This window comes from Mesobacillus sp. AQ2 (assembly GCF_030122805.1).
GTDB classification, from domain to species: domain Bacteria; phylum Bacillota; class Bacilli; order Bacillales; family Cytobacillaceae; genus Mesobacillus; species Mesobacillus oceanisediminis_A.
This window is the reverse complement of the sequence record NZ_CP126080.1, coordinates 1607523-1632430: the sequence shown is the minus strand read 5'-3', so window position 1 is coordinate 1632430 and position 24908 is coordinate 1607523. Positions and strand designations below refer to the sequence as shown.

23 protein-coding genes and 1 riboswitch are annotated in these 24908 nt (G+C 43.7%); of the genes, 8 read left to right on the top strand and 15 right to left on the bottom strand.

Translation table 11 applies throughout. The features are described from left to right. Window positions 1–107 precede the first annotated feature (107 nt). On the top strand, window positions 108–2261 hold the full coding sequence (locus QNH36_RS08020; RefSeq protein ID WP_283905025.1) for an ATP-dependent Clp protease ATP-binding subunit: 2154 nt from the start codon (window positions 108–110) through the stop codon (window positions 2259–2261). Window positions 2262–2387: 126 nt separating this feature from the next. Further along, window positions 2388–5414 (top strand): efflux RND transporter permease subunit, encoded by a 3027-nt coding sequence (locus QNH36_RS08015; protein ID WP_283905024.1) that lies wholly within the window; start codon window positions 2388–2390, stop codon window positions 5412–5414. Between the two features lie 450 nt (window positions 5415–5864). Here QNH36_RS08015 and QNH36_RS08010 read toward each other — a convergent pair whose 3' ends face one another. Together QNH36_RS08010 and QNH36_RS08005 are read right to left on the bottom strand one after the other, a co-directional pair. Next, entirely contained in the window at window positions 5865–7559 is a 1695-nt protein-coding gene (locus QNH36_RS08010; RefSeq protein WP_144474684.1) for a M3 family oligoendopeptidase, read from the bottom strand. Window positions 7560–7705: 146 nt separating this feature from the next. Continuing rightward, the gene (locus QNH36_RS08005; protein ID WP_079508228.1) at window positions 7706–8143 is read right to left on the bottom strand and encodes a MarR family winged helix-turn-helix transcriptional regulator; all 438 of its coding nucleotides are present in this window, start codon (window positions 8141–8143) and stop codon (window positions 7706–7708) included. A gap of 262 nt (window positions 8144–8405) precedes the next feature. Between QNH36_RS08005 and QNH36_RS08000 the strand changes: the two genes are divergently transcribed. Next, a complete protein-coding gene (locus QNH36_RS08000) occupies window positions 8406–8975 on the top strand; it encodes a LemA family protein (RefSeq protein WP_251542243.1) in 570 nt (189 codons plus the stop codon). Next, window positions 8975–9715 carry a TPM domain-containing protein gene (locus QNH36_RS07995; protein WP_251542245.1) on the top strand — a complete coding sequence of 247 codons (741 nt, stop codon included), beginning with the start codon at window positions 8975–8977 and terminating at the stop codon, window positions 9713–9715. Before QNH36_RS08000 ends, QNH36_RS07995 begins: the two co-directional genes overlap by 1 nt. A gap of 114 nt (window positions 9716–9829) precedes the next feature. Here QNH36_RS07995 and QNH36_RS07990 read toward each other — a convergent pair whose 3' ends face one another. After that, on the bottom strand, window positions 9830–10822 hold the full coding sequence (locus QNH36_RS07990; RefSeq protein ID WP_283905023.1) for a phosphotransferase enzyme family protein: 993 nt from the start codon (window positions 10820–10822) through the stop codon (window positions 9830–9832). Between the two features lie 142 nt (window positions 10823–10964). On the opposite strand from QNH36_RS07990, the gene QNH36_RS07985 reads away from it, so the two are divergent. Both QNH36_RS07985 and QNH36_RS07980 read left to right on the top strand, forming a co-directional pair. Then, window positions 10965–12197, top strand: a complete 1233-nt coding sequence (locus tag QNH36_RS07985; RefSeq protein ID WP_144474680.1) for an MFS transporter — start codon at window positions 10965–10967, stop codon at window positions 12195–12197. Window positions 12198–12310: 113 nt separating this feature from the next. Beyond that, complete coding sequence (locus tag QNH36_RS07980; protein WP_144474679.1) at window positions 12311–12505, top strand: hypothetical protein; 195 nt, start codon at window positions 12311–12313, stop codon at window positions 12503–12505. Window positions 12506–12552: 47 nt separating this feature from the next. Here the strand turns inward: QNH36_RS07980 and QNH36_RS07975 are convergent, their stop codons facing one another. Then, window positions 12553–13080: a hemerythrin domain-containing protein gene (locus QNH36_RS07975; protein WP_251542258.1), complete on the bottom strand. Its 528-nt coding sequence runs from the start codon at window positions 13078–13080 to the stop codon at window positions 12553–12555. Window positions 13081–13295: 215 nt separating this feature from the next. Between QNH36_RS07975 and QNH36_RS07970 the strand changes: the two genes are divergently transcribed. Beyond that, window positions 13296–13631: a hypothetical protein gene (locus tag QNH36_RS07970; protein ID WP_144474677.1), complete on the top strand. Its 336-nt coding sequence runs from the start codon at window positions 13296–13298 to the stop codon at window positions 13629–13631. Window positions 13632–13895: 264 nt separating this feature from the next. Here QNH36_RS07970 and QNH36_RS07965 read toward each other — a convergent pair whose 3' ends face one another. The 10 genes from QNH36_RS07965 to QNH36_RS07920 form a co-directional block, all read right to left on the bottom strand. Further along, on the bottom strand, window positions 13896–14180 hold the full coding sequence (locus QNH36_RS07965) for a ferredoxin family protein (RefSeq protein ID WP_023615122.1): 285 nt from the start codon (window positions 14178–14180) through the stop codon (window positions 13896–13898). After that, a complete protein-coding gene (locus QNH36_RS07960; RefSeq protein WP_144474676.1) occupies window positions 14180–15475 on the bottom strand; it encodes an FAD-dependent oxidoreductase in 1296 nt (431 codons plus the stop codon). The genes QNH36_RS07965 and QNH36_RS07960 overlap by 1 nt, the downstream gene beginning before the upstream one ends. Continuing rightward, the gene (locus QNH36_RS07955; protein WP_144474675.1) at window positions 15468–16493 is read right to left on the bottom strand and encodes an electron transfer flavoprotein subunit alpha/FixB family protein; all 1026 of its coding nucleotides are present in this window, start codon (window positions 16491–16493) and stop codon (window positions 15468–15470) included. Before QNH36_RS07955 ends, QNH36_RS07960 begins: the two co-directional genes overlap by 8 nt. Window positions 16494–16520: 27 nt before the next feature. Continuing rightward, complete coding sequence (locus tag QNH36_RS07950) at window positions 16521–17348, bottom strand: electron transfer flavoprotein subunit beta/FixA family protein (protein ID WP_251542260.1); 828 nt, start codon at window positions 17346–17348, stop codon at window positions 16521–16523. A gap of 670 nt (window positions 17349–18018) precedes the next feature. After that, a complete protein-coding gene (locus QNH36_RS07945; RefSeq protein WP_251542262.1) occupies window positions 18019–18264 on the bottom strand; it encodes an aspartyl-phosphate phosphatase Spo0E family protein in 246 nt (81 codons plus the stop codon). Between the two features lie 152 nt (window positions 18265–18416). Beyond that, on the bottom strand, window positions 18417–18956 hold the full coding sequence (locus QNH36_RS07940; protein ID WP_144474673.1) for a 1,2-dihydroxy-3-keto-5-methylthiopentene dioxygenase: 540 nt from the start codon (window positions 18954–18956) through the stop codon (window positions 18417–18419). Between the two features lie 51 nt (window positions 18957–19007). Continuing rightward, window positions 19008–19643: a methylthioribulose 1-phosphate dehydratase gene (locus tag QNH36_RS07935; RefSeq protein ID WP_144474672.1), complete on the bottom strand. Its 636-nt coding sequence runs from the start codon at window positions 19641–19643 to the stop codon at window positions 19008–19010. Further along, on the bottom strand, window positions 19640–20302 hold the full coding sequence (locus QNH36_RS07930; RefSeq protein WP_144474671.1) for a 2-hydroxy-3-keto-5-methylthiopentenyl-1-phosphate phosphatase: 663 nt from the start codon (window positions 20300–20302) through the stop codon (window positions 19640–19642). The genes QNH36_RS07935 and QNH36_RS07930 overlap by 4 nt, the downstream gene beginning before the upstream one ends. Further along, window positions 20299–21522 carry a 2,3-diketo-5-methylthiopentyl-1-phosphate enolase gene (mtnW, locus tag QNH36_RS07925; protein ID WP_251542267.1) on the bottom strand — a complete coding sequence of 408 codons (1224 nt, stop codon included), beginning with the start codon at window positions 21520–21522 and terminating at the stop codon, window positions 20299–20301. The genes QNH36_RS07930 and mtnW overlap by 4 nt, the downstream gene beginning before the upstream one ends. A 447-nt stretch (window positions 21523–21969) precedes the next feature. Then, window positions 21970–22077, bottom strand: a riboswitch (SAM riboswitch). A 62-nt stretch (window positions 22078–22139) separates the two neighbouring features. Beyond that, window positions 22140–23336 carry a pyridoxal phosphate-dependent aminotransferase gene (locus QNH36_RS07920; protein ID WP_251542268.1) on the bottom strand — a complete coding sequence of 399 codons (1197 nt, stop codon included), beginning with the start codon at window positions 23334–23336 and terminating at the stop codon, window positions 22140–22142. A gap of 125 nt (window positions 23337–23461) precedes the next feature. Between QNH36_RS07920 and QNH36_RS07915 the strand changes: the two genes are divergently transcribed. Beyond that, window positions 23462–24244: a carbon-nitrogen family hydrolase gene (locus QNH36_RS07915; protein WP_251542269.1), complete on the top strand. Its 783-nt coding sequence runs from the start codon at window positions 23462–23464 to the stop codon at window positions 24242–24244. Between the two features lie 72 nt (window positions 24245–24316). Here the strand turns inward: QNH36_RS07915 and QNH36_RS07910 are convergent, their stop codons facing one another. Further along, complete coding sequence (locus QNH36_RS07910) at window positions 24317–24901, bottom strand: DUF2087 domain-containing protein (protein ID WP_251542399.1); 585 nt, start codon at window positions 24899–24901, stop codon at window positions 24317–24319. Window positions 24902–24908: the final 7 nt, after the last annotated feature.

Here is a 24908-nt window from a genome sequence, read left to right as displayed (position 1 = left end):
TGAAAGTCAAAGTTGGTCAAAGTATAATAAAGTTAAATTGATCAAAGATAGTCAAAGTCAAAGACTTTTTTGATTAAATATAGGAAAAATTTGAAGGAGGAATTTAAATGCTCTGCCAAAATTGCCAGGAAAAACAGGCGAATATTCAATTGAAGGTAAGCTTAAATGGTAACCAGAAGCATTTAATGCTCTGTGAAGACTGCTACCAAAAAGAGAGAGAAAAATTAGGTGCTTCACTCGGCAGCCCAACGTCCGGTTTTAACGGATTCGGAGGTTCGCCGTTTAATGATATGTTCAAACAATTCTCTGGGAATATGAATGATGAACCCCAGAATTCAAAACCTGCTTCTGTAACTAAAACAGCCGGCGGTGGGAATGGCTTTATTGACCAATATGGAAGAAACCTGACTCAAATTGCCAAGACAGGTTTGATTGACCCTGTTATTGGCCGGGACGAAGAAGTTAAACGTGTGATTGAAATATTAAATAGAAGAAATAAAAATAACCCTGTACTGATCGGTGAACCTGGTGTAGGTAAAACAGCTATTGCAGAAGGCCTTGCCTTAAAGATTGTCGAAGGTGATGTGCCAGAGAAGCTGAAGAATAAAGAAGTCTACCTTTTAGACGTCGCTTCAATGGTATCGAACACCGGAATCCGTGGTCAATTCGAAGAAAGAATGAAGCAATTGATTTCTGAATTACAGGCACGCAAAAACATCATTCTTTTCATTGACGAAATCCACCAGCTTGTAGGTGCAGGTTCTGCTGAAGGTTCCATGGATGCAGGCAATATCCTGAAGCCAGCACTTGCCCGTGGTGAACTTCAGGTAGTAGGTGCGACAACCCTGAAGGAATACCGCAAAATTGAAAAAGATGCCGCTTTAGAAAGACGATTCCAGCCCGTCCATGTACTGGAACCAACTGTGGACGAGGCCATCGAAATCCTGGCAGGAATTCAGTCCAAGTATGAGGATTTCCATCAGGTGACTTTTGCGGATGAGGCCATCAAGGCATGTGTCCAGCTTTCTCAACGCTATATCCAGGATCGTTTCCTTCCAGACAAAGCGATTGATCTAATGGACGAAGCAGGATCCAAGCTAAACCTGGTTTCTGACTATACAAATAAAAATGATGCTGAAAGCCGCCTTGCTGAAATTGCGAAGGAAAAGGAAGAAGCATTGAAGCAGGAAGACTATGAAACTGCTGCCAGGCTCCGTGATGAAGAAGCGAAGCTTGAGAAAGCAATAAACGAAAATGGCAATGCTGAACGACCTGTTGTAACAGTCAAGCATATCCAGGAAATCATCGAGAAGAAAACTGGCATTCCCGTCGGCAAGCTTCAGGAAGATGAACAGGAAAAGATGAAAAATCTTGTTGCCAACCTGAATGGCAAAGTCATTGGACAGGAAGATGCCGTGCAGAAAGTAGCCAAAGCGATCCGCCGCAGCCGTGCGGGTCTGAAATCAAAGAACCGTCCAATCGGCTCGTTCCTGTTCGTCGGCCCTACTGGTGTCGGTAAGACAGAGCTGACCAAGACTTTGGCTGAGGAACTCTTTGGTTCAAAGGAGGCAATGGTCCGTCTCGACATGAGTGAGTATATGGAGAAGCACAGTGTTTCCAAGCTGATTGGTTCTCCTCCAGGCTATGTAGGCCATGATGAAGCTGGCCAGTTGACGGAAAAAGTCCGCCGCAACCCATACAGCATCATTTTACTGGACGAGATTGAAAAAGCTCATCCAGATGTACAGCATATGTTCTTGCAGATTCTCGAAGACGGCCGCCTGACTGACAGCCAAGGCCGTACAGTAAGCTTTAAGGACACAGTCATCATTATGACAAGCAACGCAGGTGTTGGACATAAAACCATCAAGGTAGGATTTGACCAGAATACTGCTGTCAATGAATCAAGCATTCTCGATTCACTCGGAGGATTCTTCAAGCCAGAATTCCTGAACCGTTTCGACAGTATCATAGAGTTCAAGTCTCTTGAGAAGGAACACCTTCTTCAGATTGTGGATTTGATGCTTGCAGAGTTGAAAGAAACACTTGCAGAGCAGAATATCAGCCTTGAAGTGACAGTGGAAGTGAAGGCAAAACTGGCTGAGCTTGGATACCATCCAGCATTCGGTGCACGCCCGCTGCGTCGTTCCATCCAGGAACAACTGGAGGATTCCATTGCCGATTTCATTCTTGAAGCTCCGGAAGCAAACCAGTTGGAAGCGGTCATTGAAACTGACCAGATTATCATCAAGCAGAAATAATATTTATTTGATGCCCGAAGTTTTGAAACTTCGGGTTATTTTTATTTTTTACAGTTTAAAAATGAAAACTACATAGAAGGCATATAGAATAGAGTCATAGCTTTTTTATAGAAAAGAGGTATTCTAATGGGATTTTTGACAAGATTCAGTCTTAAAAATGCATTCGCTGTATTCATCATTTCATTTTTACTGATACTTGGCGGCCTGTACTCATTCACCAGGCTAAAGGTTGATTTGCTGCCAAATATCGAATTTCCCCAGCTCTCTGTGGAAGTCATATACCCGGGGGCTTCTCCGCAGGATATCAATGAACAAGTAACCGAGAAGCTTGAAACAAAATTCAAAGGGATCGATGGCATCAAGAAAATGCAAAGTTCTTCATTTGAGAGCATCGCCATCATCAATCTGGAATTCCCGTTTGATACTAAGCTTGATGATGCTGAGCAACAGGTCAACACCTTCATCAAGGAAGCTGGACTGCCTGAGAACGTGCAGACGAATATAAACAGATTCTCTTTTGGTACATTCCCGATTTTCAATATCTCCCTGTTTGCAAAAGGTGATGAAGATCTAGAGACTCTTGTAAACGAAGAAATCCTTCCGGAACTGAATAAAATCCAGGGAATAAACAGTGTTTCTGTTGGCGGCATGACCGATGACATCCTCCAGATCACCGTGGACCAGGAAAGAGCAGCACAGTTGGGGCTCAGTTTGAATGATATTAAAGAAACAATTGATTCCAGAAAATTAAGCTTCCCGGCAGGCAACCTGAACGAAAACGAAATCCAGGTTCCGGTACGGGTGCAGGAAAAAATAGAAAAAATTGAAGAGCTTGAAAACCTGGTGATTCAATCTAAATTTGTGCCTGATGCTCCCCAGGTAAAGTTAAGCGAGCTTGCCTCAATCAAAGTAGTAACTGAAAAACCGGAAATCACGCGATATAACGAAAAAGAATCATTGTCAATGGCCATCACGAAAAAGCAGGACGCGAATACAGTCGAAGTTGCTGAAAAGGTTTTAGCTGTCATCAATAGTTATGACGACCGCCTGGAATACGCAATTGGATTCGATTCAGCTGAAGGAATTGAAAAATCGGTCAACACTCTCGTCAAGGAAGGGTTGCTCGGTGCCCTGTTTGCTTCTATTGCGGTATTGATTTTCCTGAGGAATTTCAGGGCAACGATTATCGCGATGGTCTCCATTCCGCTGTCACTATTGATTTCGTCGATCTTTTTAAACCAGCTTGATATTTCATTGAATATCATGACCCTCGGCGGGATGGCAGTGGCAGTAGGACGTGTCGTCGATGACAGCATTGTCGTCATCGAGAATATCTTCCGGAGGGACCGGAAAACCAATCAGGGAATGACGGATGATCTGATTCAGGATTCAACTAAGGAAATCCTGAAAGCCATCACCTCATCAACGATTACGACAGTTGTAGTCTTCTTGCCGCTTGGCCTTGTCGGTGGAATTACTGGAGAATTCTTTTTGCCTTTCGCACTGACAATCGTCTTTTCACTGCTTGCATCCTTGATTGTTGCCGTCACGATCGTACCAATCCTGGCAAAGTTCTCTTTCAAGAGAGTGCCAAAGGAAGAAAAAGAAGGTGCAATGCAAAGAGCATATGCCTCTTCCATTAGATGGTCACTGAACCATAAGGCTCTAGTGATCTTCCTGTCGATTGTCCTGCTTGCAGGTTCGGGCTTCCTGGTTAAAGGACTTGGTTTCACATTTATACCAAACGAGGAGCAAAAGCTGCTTGTTGCTACATTCCAGCTGCCCTCTTCTACTTCACTGGAAAAAACAAATGAAGTTTCACTGAAAGTCGAGAATATGTTCGCAGAACAAAAAGAAATCAATGATGTAACCGTCGGAATCGGAAGCCGTGATTTTCAGACTGGTTTAAAACGCCAGAACCAGGCAAACTATTTTATCAGCCTTGGAGAAGGAGCGAGTGTTTCTGAGTTCATTCCGAAACTCGAGAAAGAAATGGAAGATACCGTCCTTTCCCTCGAGCCGGATGCGAAAATCGGCATCCAGGAGCAGTCAACAGGTGGACCTCCTTCCAATAACAATGTCAATATCGACTTATATTCTACTGACCTAGCCGCCTTACAGGATGCAGCAGCAAAAGTCGAAGATTACATGAATAAGCAGAATGACTTAAAATATGTTTCTAACAACTTTTCTGAAAAACAAAAACAGGTACTGGTCGATATCGACCCAGAAAAAACAGCGCAGCTTGGTCTTTCGGGCTTCCAGATCCTCGGCACCATCACGGATAAAACAAAACCAGTCGATGCCGGTACCATGCAGCTCGATGGCGATGATCGAAAAGTTTTGATTATCTATGATGAGCAGTCCGAGACAATCGAAGATTTAAAAAATACCATGATTTTCACCCAGCAAGGACCTATTCCAATTACAGAAATCGCGAGAATAACCGAGACAGAAGCATTTACCTCCATACAGAAACTGGATGGCAAAATTTTCGCCCGGGTTTCTGCGCAGATCGATTCCAATGATATCAGGGCCGTTTCGACTGCTGTCATTGAAGGGGTCAAAAATGATATCGACCTTCCAGATGGAGTTTCACTTGAAGGCGGCGGCGGAAGCGATGAAACGGTTGAAACCTTCACTCAACTGGGAATCGCAATGGTTGTGGCCATCGGGCTGGTCTACTTGACGATGTTGATTACCTTCGGGCAGGCAAGGATTCCGTTCATTATCCTATCCTCCCTGATATTTGTCCCAATCGGTTCCCTCCTGGGATTGTGGATTGCCGATGAACCCATGTCAGTCAGTGTCATGATAGGCTTGCTGATGCTAATTGGAATCGTTACGACCAATGCCATTGTCATGGTAGACCGTATTGGCCAGAATCGAACCGAAAAAGGAATGCCTGTACGTGAAGCTTTAATTGAGGCAGGAATTACAAGGCTCCGTCCCATCCTGATGACCGCTTTTGCAACAATCGCTGCATTGATTCCATTGGCACTCACCACCTCATCAGGCACCCTGATCTCAAAAGGGCTGGCAGTAACCGTAATCGGCGGACTTACCTCCTCCACCCTGTTGACATTAATCCTGATCCCAGTGATTTATGAAGTCTTCTTCTTCAAACAAGTGAAAAAAGAACGCAGTATGTAAGACTGAAGCCCGCATTTAGGTGCGGGCTTTTCCTATTGAATCAGCAATGGGGAAAGTGTAATCACCGAATAAGAAGGAGTTGTTATCTCAATGCCTTGAAGCCTCTAAACTCAATCATTCATCAGAAGTGGCATTGGTGACCTGTTTTCTTCAGATTCCTAAAAAACGGACACCAATAATGGCTATTGGTGAACTGATTTCTTACGATTCATAAAAAGCGGGCACCAAAAGCGGTTAAATGCCACTAATAATACCAACAAATTCAGCTATTATCCATTTCCAGGTATACACTCTGCAGTGACTATCAACGAAAATCTATTCAATCCCAGATAACGCTTAGATGTCGGGAACCATAAATTGCATAACAGAAACAAAAAACTGCAGACAAACTGGATTTCCATCAAGTTCGTCTGCAGTCTATAGTGTTGCCCGCAGGCTCCACTTTTCTTTTTACAATTTACTGTCTTCGACTGATTCCAGCCAGCTGTCGATTTCGCCTATCACTGACTCGACACAGCCTTCTTCAAATGGTGATATCAGGTTTGCTTCCTTCACAAGTTCGGTGAATGCCATGCTTCCGCCGAGTTTGCAGAGGTTAGCATAGTCATTCCAGGCTTCTTCCTTGTTTTCCCTTGAACGCTTCCAGAATTGGAATGCACAAATTTGTGCAAGCGTGTAATCAATATAATAGAATGGCGAGTTGTAAATATGGCCCTGACGCTGCCAGAATCCGCCTTCTTCCAGATAGGTGTTGCCATCATAATCTTTGTGCGGCAGATATTTTTTTTCGATTTCACGCCATTGCTGTTTTCTCTCTGCAGGTGTTGCCTCGGGATTCTCATATACCCAGTGCTGGAATTCATCAACAGAGACTCCATATGGCAGGAACAGCAGGCCGCTGCTCAGGTGAGAGAATTTGTACTTATCGGTATCTTCTTTGAAAAATAGATCCATCCATGGCCATGTGAAAAATTCCATGCTCATAGAGTGTATTTCACATGCCTCATATGTTGGCCAGTTATACTCTGGAATCTCAAAATGGCGGCTTGAGTATACCTGGAAGGCATGCCCTGCTTCATGTGTCAGGACATCTATATCCCCTGAAGTTCCGTTGAAATTCGAGAATATGAACGGCGATTTATAGTTTTCAATATATGTGCAGTAACCCCCACCGGCTTTCCCTTTCTTGGCAACCAAATCCATCAGGTTGTTATCGTTCATATATTTGAAGAACTCACCTGTTTCAGCCGAGAGTTCATCATACATCTTCTGGCCGTTTTCAATGATCCACTCCGGACTTCCCTTCGGTGCAGCATTACCCGTCTTGAAATCGAATGGTTCATCATAATATTTCAACTCATTGACACCAATTCGATTTTTCTGGCGTTCCTTCAACTTCGTCGCTACAGGTACGATGTATTTATGGACCTGGTCACGGAATGCCGCTACCATGCTGCTGTCATAATCCGTTCGGGACATACGGTAATAAGCCAGCTCGACAAAGTTGCTGTAGCCGAGTTTATGTGCCATTTCCGTCCTTACTTTTACCAGTTCATCATAAATGCGGTCAAACTCTTCTCCATGCTCTGAGAAAAATGCGAATTTCGCTTCACTGGCTTTTTTCCTCGTTTCACGGTCCTTTGACTCTGTAAATGGATCAAGCTGAGCAAGCGTCCTTTCTTCTCCTTCGAACATAATTTTTGCTGATGCTACAAGCTTTGTATATTGGGTAGAAAGTTTATTTTCCTTTTGCATCAAAGGAACAATTTCCGGAGAAAATTGCTTCAATTGTGCATCAGCAAGTGCGAACAGCTGCTTTCCCCATTTCGCTTCAAGCTCGGCACGGAATGGAGATGACATAAGTGCTTCATAATATTTTGTCACTAGACCTTCTACCTCTGGTGCCAGTTCATCAAGAAAATCTTGCTCTTGCTTATAAAATTCATCTTCAGTATCAATCGAATGACGGATATAGCAAAGATTGAACATGGTTCCGACATCATTTCGCAGGCCATTGATTCCATCCATAGCAACACTTTGTTCCTCAACCGTTCCGGCATTCTTGAATTGTTCAAGAAGCTGATCGAATTTAGCCGTCACTTCGTCCAAATTCGGCCGTGTATATGTATATTCCTCAAACCTCATCGTATTGCCCCCTTTATCTATATAAGGGTGAAAATTCACCCCATCTCCATCCTATTCTACGGATGGTCCCTTTTTTCCTGTTTAATGCCTTGTCTTTTCGAAAAATTTTATTGCCAGGATAACAAAAAAAACGGCAATCGCCGTTTTTAATATTTGCTTACAGATAGACCCAGCTTTTTTAACAGCTCGATCGCCGTACCTTTTTCATCATCTGACAGGCTGTCCATCAATTCGTGAATTAAGGCGCTGTGTTCTGGAAAAATTTCTTCTATTAATTTTTTTCCGTCTTCTGAAATTTTTGCGTATGTCACTCTTCGGTCTTTTGGACATGCCACCCGATTTAAGTAGCCCTTTTCTTCAAGCTTGTCCACTACATAGGTGATACTGCCGCTTGCAAGCAGGATCTTCCCGCCGATTTGCTGGAGTGGCTGCTCCCCTTTATGGTAGAGAAGCTCAAGCACGGCAAACTCCGTTGGGTTTAGTCCATTCTTTTGGATAACCTTATTCACTTTTTCATTAACTGCCCGATAGGCACGGGACAATACAATAAATAATTTTAAAGATTTTTCTGTCTCATTGTTCATGCGTATTCATTCCTTTACCTTTAACGACTAATCCATAACTAGAGTATATCTGAATTTGTTGTTTTTATCAGTATTTCCCTTAATTTTATCATGAAAAACTATTTCGATTCATTATCCAGGTGAACATCGGGAAAGATTAACCCATGCAAAAAGTTTAAAAACATGTCTAATGAGGGAAAAATACGGTCATCTGCAGAAACATCAAGGCTTTCGTTTAACCATTTTAGCGAAAGCCTTCAACAAAGAATTGGGAGTGTCTTGGATGAAAAAAGGTTTAGGAATTGTTATTGGTTTATTGGTGATACTGGGAATTTTCATCATGATGGGTGTTGGCAGCTACAATAAATTTGTCGCTGAAGAAGAGAATGTCGACCAGGCTTATGCCCAGATAGAGAACCAGCTGCAAAGAAGGCTGGACCTGATTCCTAATCTGGTGAATTCAGTAAAAGGATATGCCTCACATGAAAAAGAAGTGATCCAATCGATTTCAGATGCCCGCGCAAGGCTGGCTGGCGCAAATACACCAGAAGAGCAGGCAAACGCAAATGCTGAATTGTCAGGTGCATTAAGCAGATTGTTAGTGGTGGTCGAGAATTACCCAAACCTGAAAGCGGATAAGCAATTCACACAATTGATGGACGAGCTTGCCGGCACAGAAAACAGACTGGCTGTGGCCAGGAAGGATTACAATGACCAGGTGTCCATATACAACAAAATGGTTAAACAGTTTCCAGGTGCCCTTATCGCAAACATAACAGGATTTGATGAGAAGGAATATTTCAAAGCAGACCCTCGGGCACAGGAAGCTCCTGAGGTTGACTTTGGAGGCTGATGATGACTCCAAAAAGATTCCCCGGATTGGCAGCACTGCTTGGCATCCTGCTCTTGCTGCTTCCATCCGGTGCAATCGCGGCACCAAGTGAGATACCGGCACCTGTTGGAGATATCTATGTCCAGGATTTCGCGGACGTTTTAAGTGAAAATGAAGAAATCCAATTACGAACCATCGGCCGGTCGATTGATGGCCAGACAACCTCACAGATTGCTGTTCTGACCGTAGATTCGATCGGGGAGAGAAGCATCGAGGAATATTCCGTTGAGGCATACCGCAAATTTGGCCTGGGAACCAAAGAAAATGATAATGGTGTATTGCTTGTTATTGCCATGCAGGAAAAGAAAATCAGGATTGAGGTCGGTTATGGACTTGAGGGCGTCATTCCTGATGGCAAGGCAGGGAGAATCCTTGACGAATACGCTATTCCCCACTTGAAAAATGGCCAGTCAGACCTGGCAGTAATGAATACGTACCAGGCACTAGCTAATGAGGTGTCAGGTACGAAAGAATATGGGAGCGCCCCGAATGATGTTCAGCAGCAGCAGGATTTCCCCATCCCTTCCTGGCTGCTTATCATTATCGTAGTCGGTGTGATCATCCTCGATTTCATGTTCTTTGGCGGTACCCTCACCTATATGCTTCTATCGATCATTTCAAGAGGCGGCGGAGGGGGTGGAGGGCCCCGGGGAGGAGGAGGCGGTTCCTCGGGTGGCGGCGGATCAAGCCGCGGCTGGTAAGTGGCGCCAATTTCTCTCTTTCAAGTGCCATCTCACATTTGGCATAGGGATCCAATTAACAACAGAAAACACCAGCAGCGGTTGCTCTGGTGTTTTTTTGTGTAGACATCTTCATCAGCCGATTTTCACAATTGGAACTTTACATTTAATTCTTTCGGCGATCTCATCCATCATAGCCAGCAATTTATCATCTCTGTCTTCGGGAGCGATTTTCTTATGCAAGACCGCATACAGGACAACATCCCTAAGCATCAGGAACAATGGAACATGTTCTTTCCATCCTTCGGGGAGTTGATTCCCTTTCTGGTACCCATTGATGAATGAGTCCAGAAACAATTGCCCAAAGCGCTGGCGTTCCTCTTTTTCACTGGCTGGAATTCGATAAAGCAAGGAATAATACAAAGGAATTGCGATATCCGATGCAAACCAGTGGTAACTGGCATCATCAAAATCAAAAACATGGACCTCTTCCCCATCATAAAAGAAATTGCCAGAATGAATATCCGTGTGGATGATTCCAAAATTATCGATTTTTTTCGGGAGAGATGAAATAACCGATATCACTTCTTTTGCATTCTCGACCAGCTCCTGCTCTTCAGCAGGATAATACTTTTCAATCTGGAGGAGGTCATCTTCATCCCAGCTGCTGCGTTTTTTGATGCCTTCGGATGGCTGGTAGTTCTTTGTTGCTCTGTGCATCCTTCCAGTTACCTCTCCCCACTTTTCAAATAGTTTATCACTGAATTGCTCTGATCGGACAGAGACAGCCTTTCCTCTTGCTTTTGCGAATAAGCATCCGTAAAAAATGCTGCCATCCTCCGCTGCTGCTTCTTCAACCAGACTTCCGCCTAACGAAGGAAAAACTTCTGGAACAGACAGGCCTTCACAGTATAAATGTTTCATCCAGTCGAGCTCGGATAAAATCTCATCCTTATAGCGATGGGTACTATGAGTGATTCGCATGATATATGGATGGCCAGCCCTATACGTTTCAAATACATAATTCTCGAAATCCCCAAGCTTCTTTACTTCAGGCTCTAAACCAAAACGCTCCAGAAAATCATTCAACACTTCCCCTGTCATCTGTAAATTCACTGTCTGTTCCATGAATCGGTCTCTCCTTTGAATAATCTGTATTTTCTCAAATTATATTAGACCATATTTTTTAATAGAAAAGCTATTCTTATCTGGTGACTTTTTTTGTAAAATGATATGTAGGAAACCGAAATAAATTTTAAAGGAGAAAAACATGAGCCAAACAGCAGCTGCTGTCAGAGCAAAAACGCAAGATCAAAATGTGACAGCCTATAAAATACTCTTTATCATCGGATTAGTACATTTATTGAACGATTCTATCCAGTCCGTCATTCCGGCGATGTTCCCTATACTCGAAAAATCGATGGGCCTTTCTTTTACCCAGCTAGGGATGATCGCCTTTTCCTTGAATATCGTTTCTTCCATTCTTCAGCCTTTGATTGGGATGGCAACCGATAAAAAGCCGATGCCGTTTGCCCTTCCGCTCGGCCTTACCTCTACAATGTTCGGTGTTCTCGGCCTGGCTTTCGCATCAAGTTTCGAGTTAGTCATTCTCTCTGTTTTATTCATCGGACTTGGTTCAGCTGTCTTCCATCCTGAAGGCTCGAGGGTTGCCTATATGGCAGCAGGACCGCGCAGGGGGCTGGCACAGTCCATTTATCAGGTTGGCGGAAATTCCGGGCAGGCACTAGCTCCGCTAATAACTGCACTGATACTAGTTCCGCTAGGCCAGGTTGGAGCTGTTTGGTTTACGCTTGTCGCTGCCATAGCCGTAGGTTTGCTTATCTATATTGCGACATGGTACAACCGTAAATTGAACTTTGAAAAGATTGCAGCCAAAACCAGACAAGCCACCACTAAAATCAATAAAGGCATTTCTAGAAATATCAAGATGGCTCTAGTCCTGATTTTATTTTTAATCTTTGCAAGGTCCTGGTATATTTCTGGCATGACGAATTTCTATGCTTTTTATGCGATTGACAAATATGGACTTTCGATTAAGGAGGCACAACTATTCCTGTTCGCTTTTCTGGTTGCAGGTGCGTTTGGAACATTCTTTGGCGGCCCGCTCGCTGATCGTTTTGGAAAGAAGAAAATCATTTTCCTTTCCATGATCGCGACTGCTCCTATGTCGGCAATCATCCCATATATGCCACTTTCTGTTGCAGTCATCCTCTTGACCATCAGCGGCTTTATCCTGATGTCGAGCTTTTCCGTTACGGTCGTATATGCCCAGGAACTGGTTCCTGGCAAAATTGGTACGATGGCCGGACTGACAGTAGGATTGGCATTCGGTATGGGTGCTATTGGGTCTGTCGGCCTTGGATATCTCGCTGACATGATCGGGCTTCCAATGATGATTATCTGCGTCGGCTTCCTTCCCCTGCTGGGAATCCTGACGATGTTCCTTCCGACAGATCAACAATTGGCAGAATGGAACCAGTAAATCGCCACACCGGTCTGATCGGCAATTAAAATTTTCCAACTGCATTTTTTACGTTTAGGCATGCCCCTGTTAAGGAAAAAAAGGTAGTAAGGATATATTGAAGGGAGATTATCATGTCTAAGTTTAAGATTAATTATTTTTTTGAAAAAGATTTTGCCGTTTCACGACCAATCGAAGTGGAAAACATTTCTGAAGCCATCCAGGATGCCAAAGACCAGGAAGGCATGATTGAATACACCGGTGAAGATGATGTTTTTTATAAATTCGATACAAAAGACATTAAGCTGGTGACAATCACAAAGGCTTAATTGTAAAGGTAAAGGGTGAAGCAATCGCAGCTTCACCCTTTTTATTTTTATTTGATTAACTTAATGCGCTGAGCCAATTCTTGCTTTTCTTCTTCGCTGAACATATTTTCTGCCATAGGGAACAGGATGCTCTCTTCCTTTGAGAAATGGCTCACCAAAGTGTAGTTTGCATTTTTGATCAGTTGCGCATTGTCGATCATCTGCTCTGCTGTTAGTCCCATTCCATCCTTTGTGTTATGAAGGAAAGTTCCGATAAACCGTTTTGCCTGATCATGTTCATATTCCATCACCGCTATTGGTCCCATTTCCCTGCCGATATAAGCAGCCATCATCTCAAACAAAACGCCCTCTTCCCGCTCTGAATGAGGCTCCAGTTCAGCGAGGAATTCGACGACCAGCTCCTTCAGCTTTAAAAAGTTCTCCTCTATTTCCATACCTTCCTCAACTTTTCGTGAAAGATCCAAAAGGTCCGCAAGCTTTTCCAATAATGGCGGGTGTTCACTTTTTAACTGTTGAAGACCTTCACTTAATGTAAAACTAGAATCCTGGTTTAAACCGCTCATACAGCCAGTCATGTTAACCTGCCTCCTATACATTTTATACCTTCATTATAAAAACCAGTGATCTCACAAGTTGTGATAGGAATCACAATTAGCATTATACGAGTGTAAATGTGAAGGAAATATGACACTTCGTTAAAATTTCTAAAAATTTTAACAATTAGCCTTCAAATATCTAGATACCTTACATATAATGAAGTTATAGCTAATGTAAAAGGAGTGAATGTAGATTGCAGAACTCTTTATATCGCGATTTTTATGGTAAATCACTTGTCCCCGCGGGGCTTAGTGACCAGAAATCCTTCCTTGGCATCCAGCCTGACCTGTTTCATACACATTTAATGATCGGATTGCAGGGTCATCAGGAAGAAGAAAAAGATTTTTTCCATTGGAGTGTTGCCATTTATAAATCAGACTCTTCCGGAATCTATGATGCCAGCAAACCCGTATATGCTTCGGAAAAGTTTGATCGGTTTGATGATGCCATGTTTGAAGCGCGGAAATTAGAAAAAGAAATCCGCAACGATGAACTTCACTTAATGCGTCATCAAGAAAAAATCAGCTGATCTCCCCTCTAAATCTTTACCTCCTTTAGCTTCACTCTTTTTTGTACCCACTTGTGAATTAACTTACATATGATGAATATAGAACATTTCTATAAGATTAATTTTGTAAACTGGTATCCCTCCCCCTATTGAATGACAATACCAATACTTTGATTACCAATATTCCTTTCTCTTCTTCAAAGTTCCCTAAGTACCCAAGCCAAATAAAAAAGCAAAAAGCTGGCGACCATGAAAGTTCAATCGCCAGCTTTTACTTATTCTATATCACGCGAGCCTGAATACGATTCCGTGGCCGCCTTTTGGATATTCCCATTTGATGTTCTGGTACGGGCAGCCGATCCGGCAGCTGCCGCATTCATGGCAGCCTTCATAGCCTACCTGCATCCTTTTTCCTTCCCATTTATAAACCTCAGCCGGGCAGAATACGGTGCAAAGTTTATCAGGGCACTGTGTCATGCAGACGTCATGGTCAAGTACGGTAAGATGCGATTTCGTGTCACACTTAAACCTTAAAAGAAATTGTTTTTCCTCGATGTTTGTTGTTGACATTATTTCACCGCCTTCCAGGCACGATAGATATCTTGCATTACCTTAAAGGTTCCTTTTTCGGCCGTTACACTTCGCATGATTTCTTTTTGCTTCTCTCTCTTTGGTGTCCCATCCACTGTAAAGAATTTGCTCATCGCTTTGTTCATCATTGGCAGATATTCCTTGAAATATTGCGGGTATGTCTCGAAGGTATGTGCCGCATCCTTATACTTTTCAAGGTCTTTAATGATGAAACTTCCAAATAATGCTTCCTTATAGCGATTCAGGCTGCGCTCACTGAAGTCGCCATCTTTCTTGGCCTCAACGATCGCTTCTGCAGCCATTTGTCCCGAAGCCATCGCCATATTGGAACCCTCACGGTGAATTGCATTGACAAGCTGGGCAGCATCCCCTACGACAAGCACCCCGTTTCCGGCAACTCTCGGAACAGAATGGAATCCACCCTCAGGAATCAAGTGGGCGAGATATTCCGCCGATTCTCCTCCCTCCAGATATGGACGGACCATTGGATGCTTTTTCAGATAATCCAGCAGCTCATATGGCTTAAGCTTTGCTTTGATCATACTTGAAAGTGTCGTTCCTACCCCGATATTCAAGCTTTCTTTGTTCGTATAAAGGAAGGCAGTGCCCAGATTGCCTTGTGTAGAATCCCCGAAAATCTCAATAGTCGTTCCATGATTTCCTTCAAGATTGAAGCGTTCATTGATTTTGTCCTTCGGAAGATTGATGACTTCCATCACCGTCAGGGCCACCTCGTCAGGCCGGAATTCCCTATGGAAGCCCAGCTGCTTGGAAAGCAGGGAATTAACCCCGTCTGCCAGCACGACAACATCTGCAAACACTTCTCCATCTGGACGATCGGTCCTTACGCCTATCACTTTACCGTTTTCAACGATACATTCCGTAACAACTGTTTCATTTATCAATAATACCCCTTGTTCGACAGCTTTCTGTGCGAACCATTGGTCAAAATGTGCCCGCAGTACTGTAAAGTTATTATATGGTTCGACCGCCCATTCGAGACCTTTGTAACCAAACTGGACAACTGATTCTTTATCCATCATCCAGAACCGCTGTTCAACGACTGGTCTTTCCAGCGGTGCTTCCTTCCAGAACTCGGGAATGATGTCTTCCATCTGTTTACGGTAAAGAACTCCTCCCATAACGTTCTTTGAGCCTGGATATTCCCCACGTTCAATCAACAATGTTTTCAATCCGTTTTTTGCACAGTTGTAGGCACATGATGTTCCAGCAGGGCCGGCTCCTACGACGATTACATCAAATTTTTCAGACATAGCTCATTTCCCCGCCCTTCTCTTTGCTGAGCTCTTTGAACTGTTTGATCAGCTTTGGAATAATTTCCAATGCATCACCCACTATGCCGTATGTGGCGACATCGAAAATCGGTGCATTCGGGTCTTTGTTGATTGCGATGATCAATTCGGAGTTTTTCATGCCCTCCACATGCTGGATCGCTCCAGATATCCCGATTGCAAAGTAAATTTTTGGTGTGACGGTCTCTCCCGTCTGCCCGACCTGCTGTTCATGCTTAAGCCAGCCTGCTTCAACAACATCCCTTGTTCCTCCGACGCTTGCGCCGATGACTTCGGCCAGTTCATGAATCAGCTGGAATCCCTGGATATCGCCCATTCCTTTTCCACCTGCCACGATGACATGAGCTTCCGCCAGGCTTGCCTTTTTTGTTACGTCCTTCACAATTTTAAGCACTTTTGTGCGCATATCCTCTTCCCTAAGCTCCAGCTCTTCCTCAATGATGACTCCCTTTCGGCCTGTATCAGCTTCCAGGGCCTTCATGACTTTCGGTCTTACGGTCGCCATTTGCGGCCGGTGTTTTTTGCAAAGGATCGTGGCCATGATATTTCCGCCAAATGCCGGACGGCTTGCCTCGAGCAGCCTTTTCTCCACATCAACGTCAAGCATTGTCGTATCTGCAGTCAACCCTGTGCTTAAATCAGTTGCAACTGCACTGGCCAGGTCCTTTCCATTTGGTGTCGCACCATAAAGGAAAATCTCGGGTTTATATTTTTCTGCGAGTATACAAACACCTTTCATAAACGACTCAGTCCGGTAATCTTTCAGGACTGGATGATCGACCACATATACCTGGTCTGCCCCAGCATAAATCACTTCGTTTGCCAAAGGCATAACACCTTCGCCGAGCATCACACCAGCAAGCGGAACCTCCAGCTTGTCTGCAAGCTTTCTGCCGGCACCCAGTAATTCCAGCGAAACACCTTCGATTTTTCCGTCATTTACTTCAATGAATACCCAGACTCCCTGGTTTTCTTGCATCCTTTTATTCCCCCTTCAAATTCGGAATCAAGAGTTGGCTGTATTTAATTTCAATAAATCTTTTCGTTCCAGCAAGACTCCCATCAGCTGTTCTACTTGAGAATCCGGGTTTCCTTCCAGTCTTTTTCCGCCTTCCAGTTTAGGAGGGCTGAACATCTTGCCTACGATGGTTGGAGATCCCTTTAAGCCAAGCTGTGTTTTATCCACATCCTCGAGGTCATTCACTGACCATATTACAGGTTCATAGCGTGCAGCCTTGATCATGTTAGGCATCGGTGCATATTCGATGTCATTAATCTCTTTTTCAACTGTCAGCAAACAAGGAAGCTGCGATTGAAGTACCTCATAACCATCGATTTGCTTCCGTTTGATATGAACATATTTTTCATCCTTATTAACCTCTGAAACTTCTATAACATTTGTGATTGGCGGTATATCAAGACGACGGGCGATACCCGGTCCTACTTGTCCTGTGTCGCCATCAATTGCGTGCTTTCCGCAGATGACAAGGTCAATCGGGTTATTCTTTGAAATTTTTTCGAGCGCTTTGGAAAGAGCATAGCTTGTAGCAAGTGTATCCGCACCCGCGAACGCTCTGTCAGAGATCAAGTAACCCTGGTCCGCGCCAATTTCAACGCTTTTCTTGATGACGGCAACTGCCTGTGGCGGTCCCATGGACAAAACAGAAATCGTTCCACCTGTTTTATCCCTGATTTTGACCGCTTCCTGTACAGCATGGGCATCATAAGGATTCAATATCGCAGGTGCACTCCTTCTGTCCAGAGTATTCGTCTTGGGATTGATTTTAATGATCTTAGTATCGGGCACTTGCTTGACACATACGACAATGTGCATACTCTCTTTTCCCCTCCTTGGATTGAAAAACTATTAAATTGTAAGCGGTTACTTTTAGCTGTTTTCCTATATAGGCCGTTCTTCTTGAAAGAGAGGGACAATATTAGGTCCTTCACTCTTCTGTATCGTCAATCGTGATTAGAAAGAACGAGTACTTCAGAAAACAACTATTTATAAAACGGCCATGTTGACAGATTTCTTCTCTCTATGAGGAAACATCCTTTCAAGGCCTTATAAAAATAAAATGCTTTGTAGTACGATATATGAATCGCATTACAAGCATAGTACCAACAATTAAAAAAGTGAAAAACAAAGATGATATTGATAGTAAAATTTGAGGTTGAAAAAACTTGGATGAGCATCGATCATTGAACCAAATCGATAAAATGGTAATCCGCTGAAATCAACATGATGTTGGGGTAAATTGAATTTGATGATATAAACCTTTCTATGTTAAAAATATATAAAATAAGCTTATAAAAATATGATAAAAATCACACAAAGTCATATTATCGTGAAATTTTGAGCAAATTGTTACATATTTTTGGTTCTGTCAATGTTATTAGTGGATTTCCTTGAACGGAGATATACTTAGATGCTTATAAGGGGGGGAATTGCCTAAATATAATAGCCACCGCCATGGGCCAGCAGTGGCTTTTAATCTGAACATTTAAGCATGTGACAAAATATATTGTTTCTTGGTAAGCAAGATTATCTGTCTGAAGAGGATTTTTGTTTTTTGCCGTTGCACTTCTGTCTCCTTGCACAATGCCTGATATTCATAAATCAAGGTGTCAAGTTCCTGGCTGTGTCGCACTGTTTCATTACTTGTATATCCAGTTTCCAGTGCAGCAGTGATCATCAATTCCCGGACGCGATCAATTTCTTTCAATAAAGCATTTTGCGTTTGATACACTTCTAAAATCTCCTCTACTACTTTAATTGCTTAATAAAATAAATAGATTACTTGAAGAATTATTGCAAATGCTTTGATGAATGTAAATAGAATCGCAAAATAAGACAATTTTCATTCCCGAAATTTTTTTCTTCGACAAAGTTTGCGACTTCTTATTGTGACTGGCTTACTTTATCATTTTCGTAAATCGGCACCCAGCCCTCAGTGGTAACGAAAATCCTGACTGCTACCACCTGGCGGTCTTCCTGAAGCGTAAAGTAGTGGCGGATATTTTCAGGAACAGAGATTAAATCCCCCGGATTCAGGAATACTTCAAAGAATTCACCGTCTTTTCCCTGTATAACGAATACACCATGCCCGCTGACAATGAACCTTACTTCATCATCTGTATGGTGGTGCTCCTGCTTGAAATTCGCAAGCAGCTGGTCAAGATTTGGTGTATGATCTGACAGCGAAATGACATCCTGTGCTTTATAACCGCGACGCGCTGAAATATCATCGATTTCAGCCTTGAATACATCAAGGATCTGCTGCTTTTCTTCATCAGATAACAGGAATTTTTCCTGAAGGCTAGCTGGCAGCTTATTGATCTCCCATTTTTCATAAATGACTTCCTGTGAATTCAGGAATGCTTCTACCTGTTGTTCCTCAATGATTCTTTCCTGTGTGTTCTGCTTAACAATGTATGCCATCTGAATCTCTCCTTTATTTAAGTCGCTTTGTAAATAATTTTAATAATTCATTTAAACTACTTTGAACAGCTGGAATGGTTTATGCTCGAGCAGTCTCAATTGATAACGGAACAAAAACTCCGTCGCTTCGAGGATTTTCTTGGCTTCGAAGGCACTTCTGCCCCAGACGGTAACACCATGATTGCGAATCAGAACGGCTCCAGTATCCCCTTTTACGTGTTCGGAAAATGCCTTAGCAAGCGTTGGGATATGAGCATAATTTGGAATAATGGGAATTTTGAGAACAGCATCTTCCTCCCAAAGATCAAATGCCTTAATCAATTCTTGTCCTTTGAATTGAACCTCCCCCCTGTCACCATACACCTCGGAAATCACATTATTGTCAATGGTATGGACATGCAGGCTGCAGCCTGCATTGGTCTTCTTATAGACCTCCACATGAAGGAGGGTTTCAGCAGAAGGCTTTAAGTGTGTTTCCTCTGCCGGCCGACCATATTGGTCAACAAGTAAGAAGTCCTCATCCGTCCGCTTCCGCTTATCTTTCCCGCTTGCTGTCACAAGGAATTGCACCGGGTCGCTCTCCACTTTAATCGCCAGGTTCCCGCTTGTTCCCATGAACCAATCCCGCTCTGCTAATTCGGCTTTCACATCAGCCAGCTCTTCCCATTTTGATTCTAAAATGCTCATCCTCTCACCCCTGTCTGAATTTTAAGAGCTTCAATACAATCATGGAATGTCTCAAAAGGTGTATATGGAATCTTCCATTCTTCGCATTTATCTTTTAAATAATCTCTCGCAAACACATAATCTGCCTGTTTGGCTGCTTCGAGGTCGGTCACGGAATCACCGATGACGATTTTATAGATTCCGTCCTGATCCAGATTCCTCATGATGGTTGGCTTGCAACAACCGCAATCATTTGAACATTGATCATCACAGCTGTTTGGCCATTCAATTTTTATTGATTCACCTGAGAAATCTGAGCCATTGCAAAAAATGCCTTCAATCGGCCCGAATGATTTGATGATCGGTTCAATGAAAAAGTCAATCCCGCCGCTGACAATATAGACAGGAATCCCCTCCTCTCTCGCAAAATCAAGGAAATCCTGGAACCCGGGACGAATTCTCGCATTTTTCAAGGCAAACTCTATTATTTCCTCCTTCAGGCTGACTGGAAGGAGGGAGAACATTTTCCCGACTCCTTCCCTGATGGAAATCGTACGATTCAGCACTCCTTCCTTCAGTTCTTCCCACCCATCTGGAGCAAACCGGTTCATGATGGCTATAATGTTATCCTTTTCGGTCACTGTACCATCAAAGTCACAGAAAATGACTGGGTGGCTCATTTTGCCACCGCCTTAGCCAAACCCCAAAGTTCGATTGCTGCCCTCAACTCATTGAATTCATGAGCACCTTCCTCGAGCGTTTTACCTTTAAGCACTGTGTCGATCGCCTGCCTGAAAGCTTTTCCGCCTCCCTGTGCTCCCCCGGGATGTCCATGAACACCGCCGCCAGCATTGATGATCGAATCCAGTCCGAAATCCTCGATAAGAAGGGGAACCATTCCCGGATGGATACCAGCGGATGGGACAGGGAATGTTCTCTTGAATTGGTCCTCGGCAGTCAATGCCTCAGCGATCGAAAGAGCCTGCTGTTTTTCAAGGGCGACACTGCCATAAGGAGATGGAAACAGGGAGAAATCTGCACCAGCATAGCGTAGAAGCTTCCCGAGCAGCAAAGAATGGGAAAAACCATATTCATCCGCTGCTGTAAACGCACCGCTTACCGCGGGATGCGCCATGATCGGAATGCCAATCTCATCATCTTCCCTTAGCTCCTGCAGTACATCAAGTCCGTAGGCAAAAACATTGAACAGCAATGCGTCCGCTCCCAACTCAGCTGCTTTTCTCGCCTTGTCTTTCAGCTGGGTCGTTCTGCCCGTCAGATTGGCAGCATAAAGCGTTCTGTGACCGGTAGTTTGATAGACTTCTTCAAGGACCTGTTTTCCTGACATGATTCGTTTTTCAAAAGGAGCAAGCTCATTTTCAAACAAGATTTCGTCATCCTTGATCAGGTCGACTCCGCCAAGACTTTGTTCTTTCAATTGTTTTAACAGGAATGGAAGGTCGCGGCCGATCACTCCTTTGAAGATACTCATCAGCAATGGCCTGTCATAAACACCCAGCTTATTGCGGATTCCTTCAATCCCGAATCGGGGACCTGGAAAAGTTTTTTTCAATTGATCTCCGAATTCGAGATCGACCAGCTTTATTTTTCCGTCGAGCGATAGCTTGCCAAAAACCGTTGTAAGAATTGCCGGCAAGTCTGGAGAAAAATTGATAGCCGGATAAGCGATCTTAATGGTCGCCACGGTATCAGAATTTGCGTCCAGGCCACTGCCTTCGACCGAAACCACTCTTCCCTTATGCTTTTTTAATTGTTTTTGGTCCAATTCCGGCAAATCTGTCCAGGATCCTACTGTCAAACCAAGTGCTATTCCCTCTGCTTTTTTCTCTGGGTTATGCTTAGCGTCATGGACTATGTAAGTTGCTGTAATTTCACTCATGAAAATCAATTCCTTTCAGTTAGAAAATCGATAGCGCCTTATCCAGCTCCGACAAGCGCTGGAGGGCCAGGCAGTGAAGCCGTTCTTTGAATTCATTGCCCAGTATCGAAATCGAAAAGTATAGCTGACTGCCCAGAAACGCAGAAACTGGAGACTCCGATAAAGAAGCGCTTTTTGCTTCTGCCGGCGGAGTTGAAGTTTCGGAGTTTCCAGGAGGCGACACTAGATAATTCGAAAAGCGAAGGCGACTGCCCAACTCCGACAAGCGTTGGAGGGCCTGACAGTGAAGTCGTTCTTTGACTTCATTGGCAGGACCGAAACGTCTCGAGGAGTTAGGAGCCGCAGCTAGCCAAGCGTCTCGAGGGCTGGGCACTGGAGCCAATCAAATTGTAAAAAGCATTAAAAAAACCTCTTCACAAAGAAGAGGTTAGGACGTTCACTAAACTCTTCTTATCTTTCAGCTTTCGCTGCAAGAATTAGCACCGTGCCCAGCATTATGCTGGATCGGTTGCCGGGCTTCATCGGGCTCGTCCCTCCGCCTGCTCTTGATAAGAAAATAATTTAATTAAGTTATTTAATTGGTTAAAGTGAATTTATTAATTAGGATTATGTCAGGTTCACAAATCATTGTCAATATCTTTTTTGAAAATTCCTAAGCTTTCGATTCTGCTGACTGCTTCCTTCAATCTCTTTTCAGAAGTGAGCAAGCCTACCCGAACATAGCCTTCACCATACTCGCCAAACCCAATTCCAGGTGCAACGGCAATATGGGCTTTTTCCAGAAGAAAGTCAGCAAAATCAACGGATGAGGTGAATCCTTCGGGTATCTTAAGCCAGGCAAAAAAAGACCCTTTGGGTGCAGTGACCTTCCAGCCAATACCTGTCAAACCGTCAATGAGTATGTTTCTTCTTGATTCATACAAGTCATTCAATTCTGCTACACATTCCTGTGATCCAAGCAACGCTTCGGCAGCAGCCTCCTGGATCGCACCAAACAAACTGACGTACATATGGTCCTGGAGTAAATTAATTGCAGCAATCACACTCTTGTTGCCAGCTGCAAAACCCACTCGCCATCCGGCCATATTATACGTCTTCGATAAAGTATAAATCTCGATGCCTATATCCTTGGAACCCTTTGACTGCAGAAAGCTATATGGGCGTTTTCCGTCAAAGCCAACCGCCCCATAAGCAAAATCGTGGACAACACATATATTATGTTTTTGTGCAAGATCGATTGTCTGGTCAAAGAATGCTTGATCCGCAATCGCTCCAGTGGGATTATTAGGATAATTCAAGAACATCAATTTCGCCTGGGCGAGTTCTTCGGAGCCTAACTCGGTGTAGTCAGGAAGGAAGCCATTTTCTTCTCTCAGCGGCATTTTTATCATTTCTGCCCTTGCCAGCTCGACTCCTGACCAGTAGTCAGGATAGCCAGGATCTGGAACAAGGATCGAGTCTCCAGGGTTCAACAAGCATTGAGGAATTTCGACCAGTCCAGCCTTGCCGCCAAACAAGATGGCAATTTCCTCTTCAGGATCAAGATCGACGCCATATTCCCTTTTATAAAACTCAGCTGCCGCTTCTTTTAAATACCGAAATCCACGGAATGGTGAATACTTATGGTTCAGAGGATTTTCGGCAGCTGTTTTTAATGTGTCCACAATATGTTCCGGGGTAGGCTGGTCAGGATTCCCCTGTCCGAGATTGATGACATCAGCCCCTTTTTCGGTATATGTGCCCACCTTTTGCACGAGCGAAGCAAAAAATTGTCTGGGCAGGCTTTTCAATAACTCAGATTGTTCGAACTCCATTCTCTCACCTGCTTAATTATTTATTAATTTTAAATTTTTTAATTTGAAATTCTAGTCACAAATGATATAACGTAAATAGTAACTTGTAAAGATATAATTTTCAGAAACTATGGCGGTGACTTTATATGAAATTCAAGATTGCATGCTTGCAGATGGATATAGCATTCGGAAACCCTGAAAAAAACTACGCTGCTGCATCCCTTATGATTGACCGGGCAAGTTCTCATAATCCAGATATCATGGTCCTTCCTGAACTATGGACAACCGGATACGATCTGGCCAATTTGGATGGCACAGCCGAAGAAGAAGCACAGAAGGCCAGAGTTTTTTTCCATGAAGCAGCTGTGAAGCACCAAACCCATTTTATTGGCGGTTCCGTTGCCAACAAAACAGAAGCTGGCATTGAAAATACAATGCTCATTTATAACAAGAATGGTAATTTTGCCGGAAAATACAGTAAGCTTCACCTGTTCCAGCTTATGGATGAGCACTTATACCTCGCTGCTGGGAAAGAAAAAGGCTTGTTCTCTTTGGACGGACATAGTTTCGCCGGGCTGATTTGCTATGACATCCGCTTCCCGGAATGGGTGCGTGCCCATGCCCTTCAAGATGTTGAAGCACTCTTCATTGTCGCAGAATGGCCTATCCAGCGGCTTGAACACTGGCGCGCTTTGCTTATTGCCCGTGCCATTGAAAACCAATGTTTTGTCATTGCCTGCAACCGCGCCGGAGCGGATCCTAACAATACATTTGCGGGCCATTCAATGATCATCGGTCCCTGGGGTGACGTGATCGCTGAAGGCGGGGAAGGCGAGGAGATCCTGTTCGCAGAAATCGATCTTGATCAGGTTAAAGAGGCGAGGAGCAAAATCCCTATTTTTGCAGACAGGCGGCCTGAACTGTATTAATGCATATATCCAGCAAAAAAACCGCCTGGGAAAAGCCCTGTGGCGGTTTTTTTGAATGAGATAATAGAACCATCACTCTGGTTGTGCCCACATCTCTTCCGGATTCAGTTCGTAAATCCCATTTTCGCGATACATATAGTGATTGATGATGAATTCACGCCTGATTGTAGCATAGTCCTCGTAAAACTTTTTAATATATTCGTTCAACTCTTTTTCCGGGTATTTTTTACCCGCTTTTAAACCACGGATCATGTATTCAAAAATCATCAGCCTTTTCTTCCGCTGGGCCGGAATATTTTTTAATTTACCGTCTTTTGTCATGAAATTCTCAATGACCTTCTGCCTTTCGATATTCTGATCGAGCAATGCTTCCACCTCCTCTTCCTTTTTCATGATTAACTTGCCAAGCGACTTGGTCTGCTGCTTGATGACCGACTCGTTCAAATGGAAATAGATTGTGTTCTTATCCCGGCGCTCAATGATGACATTGACATCACGCAGTTTTTTTATATGATGTGTGATTGTGGGCGGCGTGAGGCCTAATTTGCCAGCGATCGCCTGGCCATGAAGCGGCCCGCGGGCCAGCAGCGCAACAATTCTTATCCTTGTAGGGTCGCCCATTGCTTTATGAAAAGCGACAATTCTATCCAGCTGAATGATAATC

What these genes read in the sequence shown, in the direction of transcription:
- QNH36_RS08010 (WP_144474684.1), bottom strand. Translation starts at nt 7,559, where the DNA reads ATGAGGTTTGAGGAATATACATATACACGGCCGAATTTGGACGAAGTG.
- QNH36_RS07965 (WP_023615122.1), bottom strand. Translation starts at nt 14,180, where the DNA reads ATGTCAACAACAAACATCGAGGAAAAACAATTTCTTTTAAGGTTTAAG.
- QNH36_RS07930 (WP_144474671.1), bottom strand. Translation starts at nt 20,302, where the DNA reads ATGAGCCACCCAGTCATTTTCTGTGACTTTGATGGTACAGTGACCGAA.
- QNH36_RS07960 (WP_144474676.1), bottom strand. Translation starts at nt 15,475, where the DNA reads ATGTCTGAAAAATTTGATGTAATCGTCGTAGGAGCCGGCCCTGCTGGA.
- QNH36_RS08000 (WP_251542243.1), top strand. Translation starts at nt 8,406, where the DNA reads ATGAAAAAAGGTTTAGGAATTGTTATTGGTTTATTGGTGATACTGGGA.
- QNH36_RS07935 (WP_144474672.1), bottom strand. Translation starts at nt 19,643, where the DNA reads ATGAGCATTTTAGAATCAAAATGGGAAGAGCTGGCTGATGTGAAAGCC.
- QNH36_RS07995 (WP_251542245.1), top strand. Translation starts at nt 8,975, where the DNA reads ATGATGACTCCAAAAAGATTCCCCGGATTGGCAGCACTGCTTGGCATC.
- QNH36_RS08005 (WP_079508228.1), bottom strand. Translation starts at nt 8,143, where the DNA reads ATGAACAATGAGACAGAAAAATCTTTAAAATTATTTATTGTATTGTCC.
- QNH36_RS07975 (WP_251542258.1), bottom strand. Translation starts at nt 13,080, where the DNA reads ATGACTGGCTGTATGAGCGGTTTAAACCAGGATTCTAGTTTTACATTA.
- mtnW (WP_251542267.1), bottom strand. Translation starts at nt 21,522, where the DNA reads ATGAGTGAAATTACAGCAACTTACATAGTCCATGACGCTAAGCATAAC.
- QNH36_RS07915 (WP_251542269.1), top strand. Translation starts at nt 23,462, where the DNA reads ATGAAATTCAAGATTGCATGCTTGCAGATGGATATAGCATTCGGAAAC.
- QNH36_RS07920 (WP_251542268.1), bottom strand. Translation starts at nt 23,336, where the DNA reads ATGGAGTTCGAACAATCTGAGTTATTGAAAAGCCTGCCCAGACAATTT.
- QNH36_RS07980 (WP_144474679.1), top strand. Translation starts at nt 12,311, where the DNA reads ATGTCTAAGTTTAAGATTAATTATTTTTTTGAAAAAGATTTTGCCGTT.
- QNH36_RS07950 (WP_251542260.1), bottom strand. Translation starts at nt 17,348, where the DNA reads ATGCACATTGTCGTATGTGTCAAGCAAGTGCCCGATACTAAGATCATT.
- QNH36_RS07985 (WP_144474680.1), top strand. Translation starts at nt 10,965, where the DNA reads ATGAGCCAAACAGCAGCTGCTGTCAGAGCAAAAACGCAAGATCAAAAT.
- QNH36_RS08015 (WP_283905024.1), top strand. Translation starts at nt 2,388, where the DNA reads ATGGGATTTTTGACAAGATTCAGTCTTAAAAATGCATTCGCTGTATTC.
- QNH36_RS08020 (WP_283905025.1), top strand. Translation starts at nt 108, where the DNA reads ATGCTCTGCCAAAATTGCCAGGAAAAACAGGCGAATATTCAATTGAAG.
- QNH36_RS07990 (WP_283905023.1), bottom strand. Translation starts at nt 10,822, where the DNA reads ATGGAACAGACAGTGAATTTACAGATGACAGGGGAAGTGTTGAATGAT.
- QNH36_RS07940 (WP_144474673.1), bottom strand. Translation starts at nt 18,956, where the DNA reads ATGGCATACATTGTTAAGCAGAACACACAGGAAAGAATCATTGAGGAA.
- QNH36_RS07955 (WP_144474675.1), bottom strand. Translation starts at nt 16,493, where the DNA reads ATGCAAGAAAACCAGGGAGTCTGGGTATTCATTGAAGTAAATGACGGA.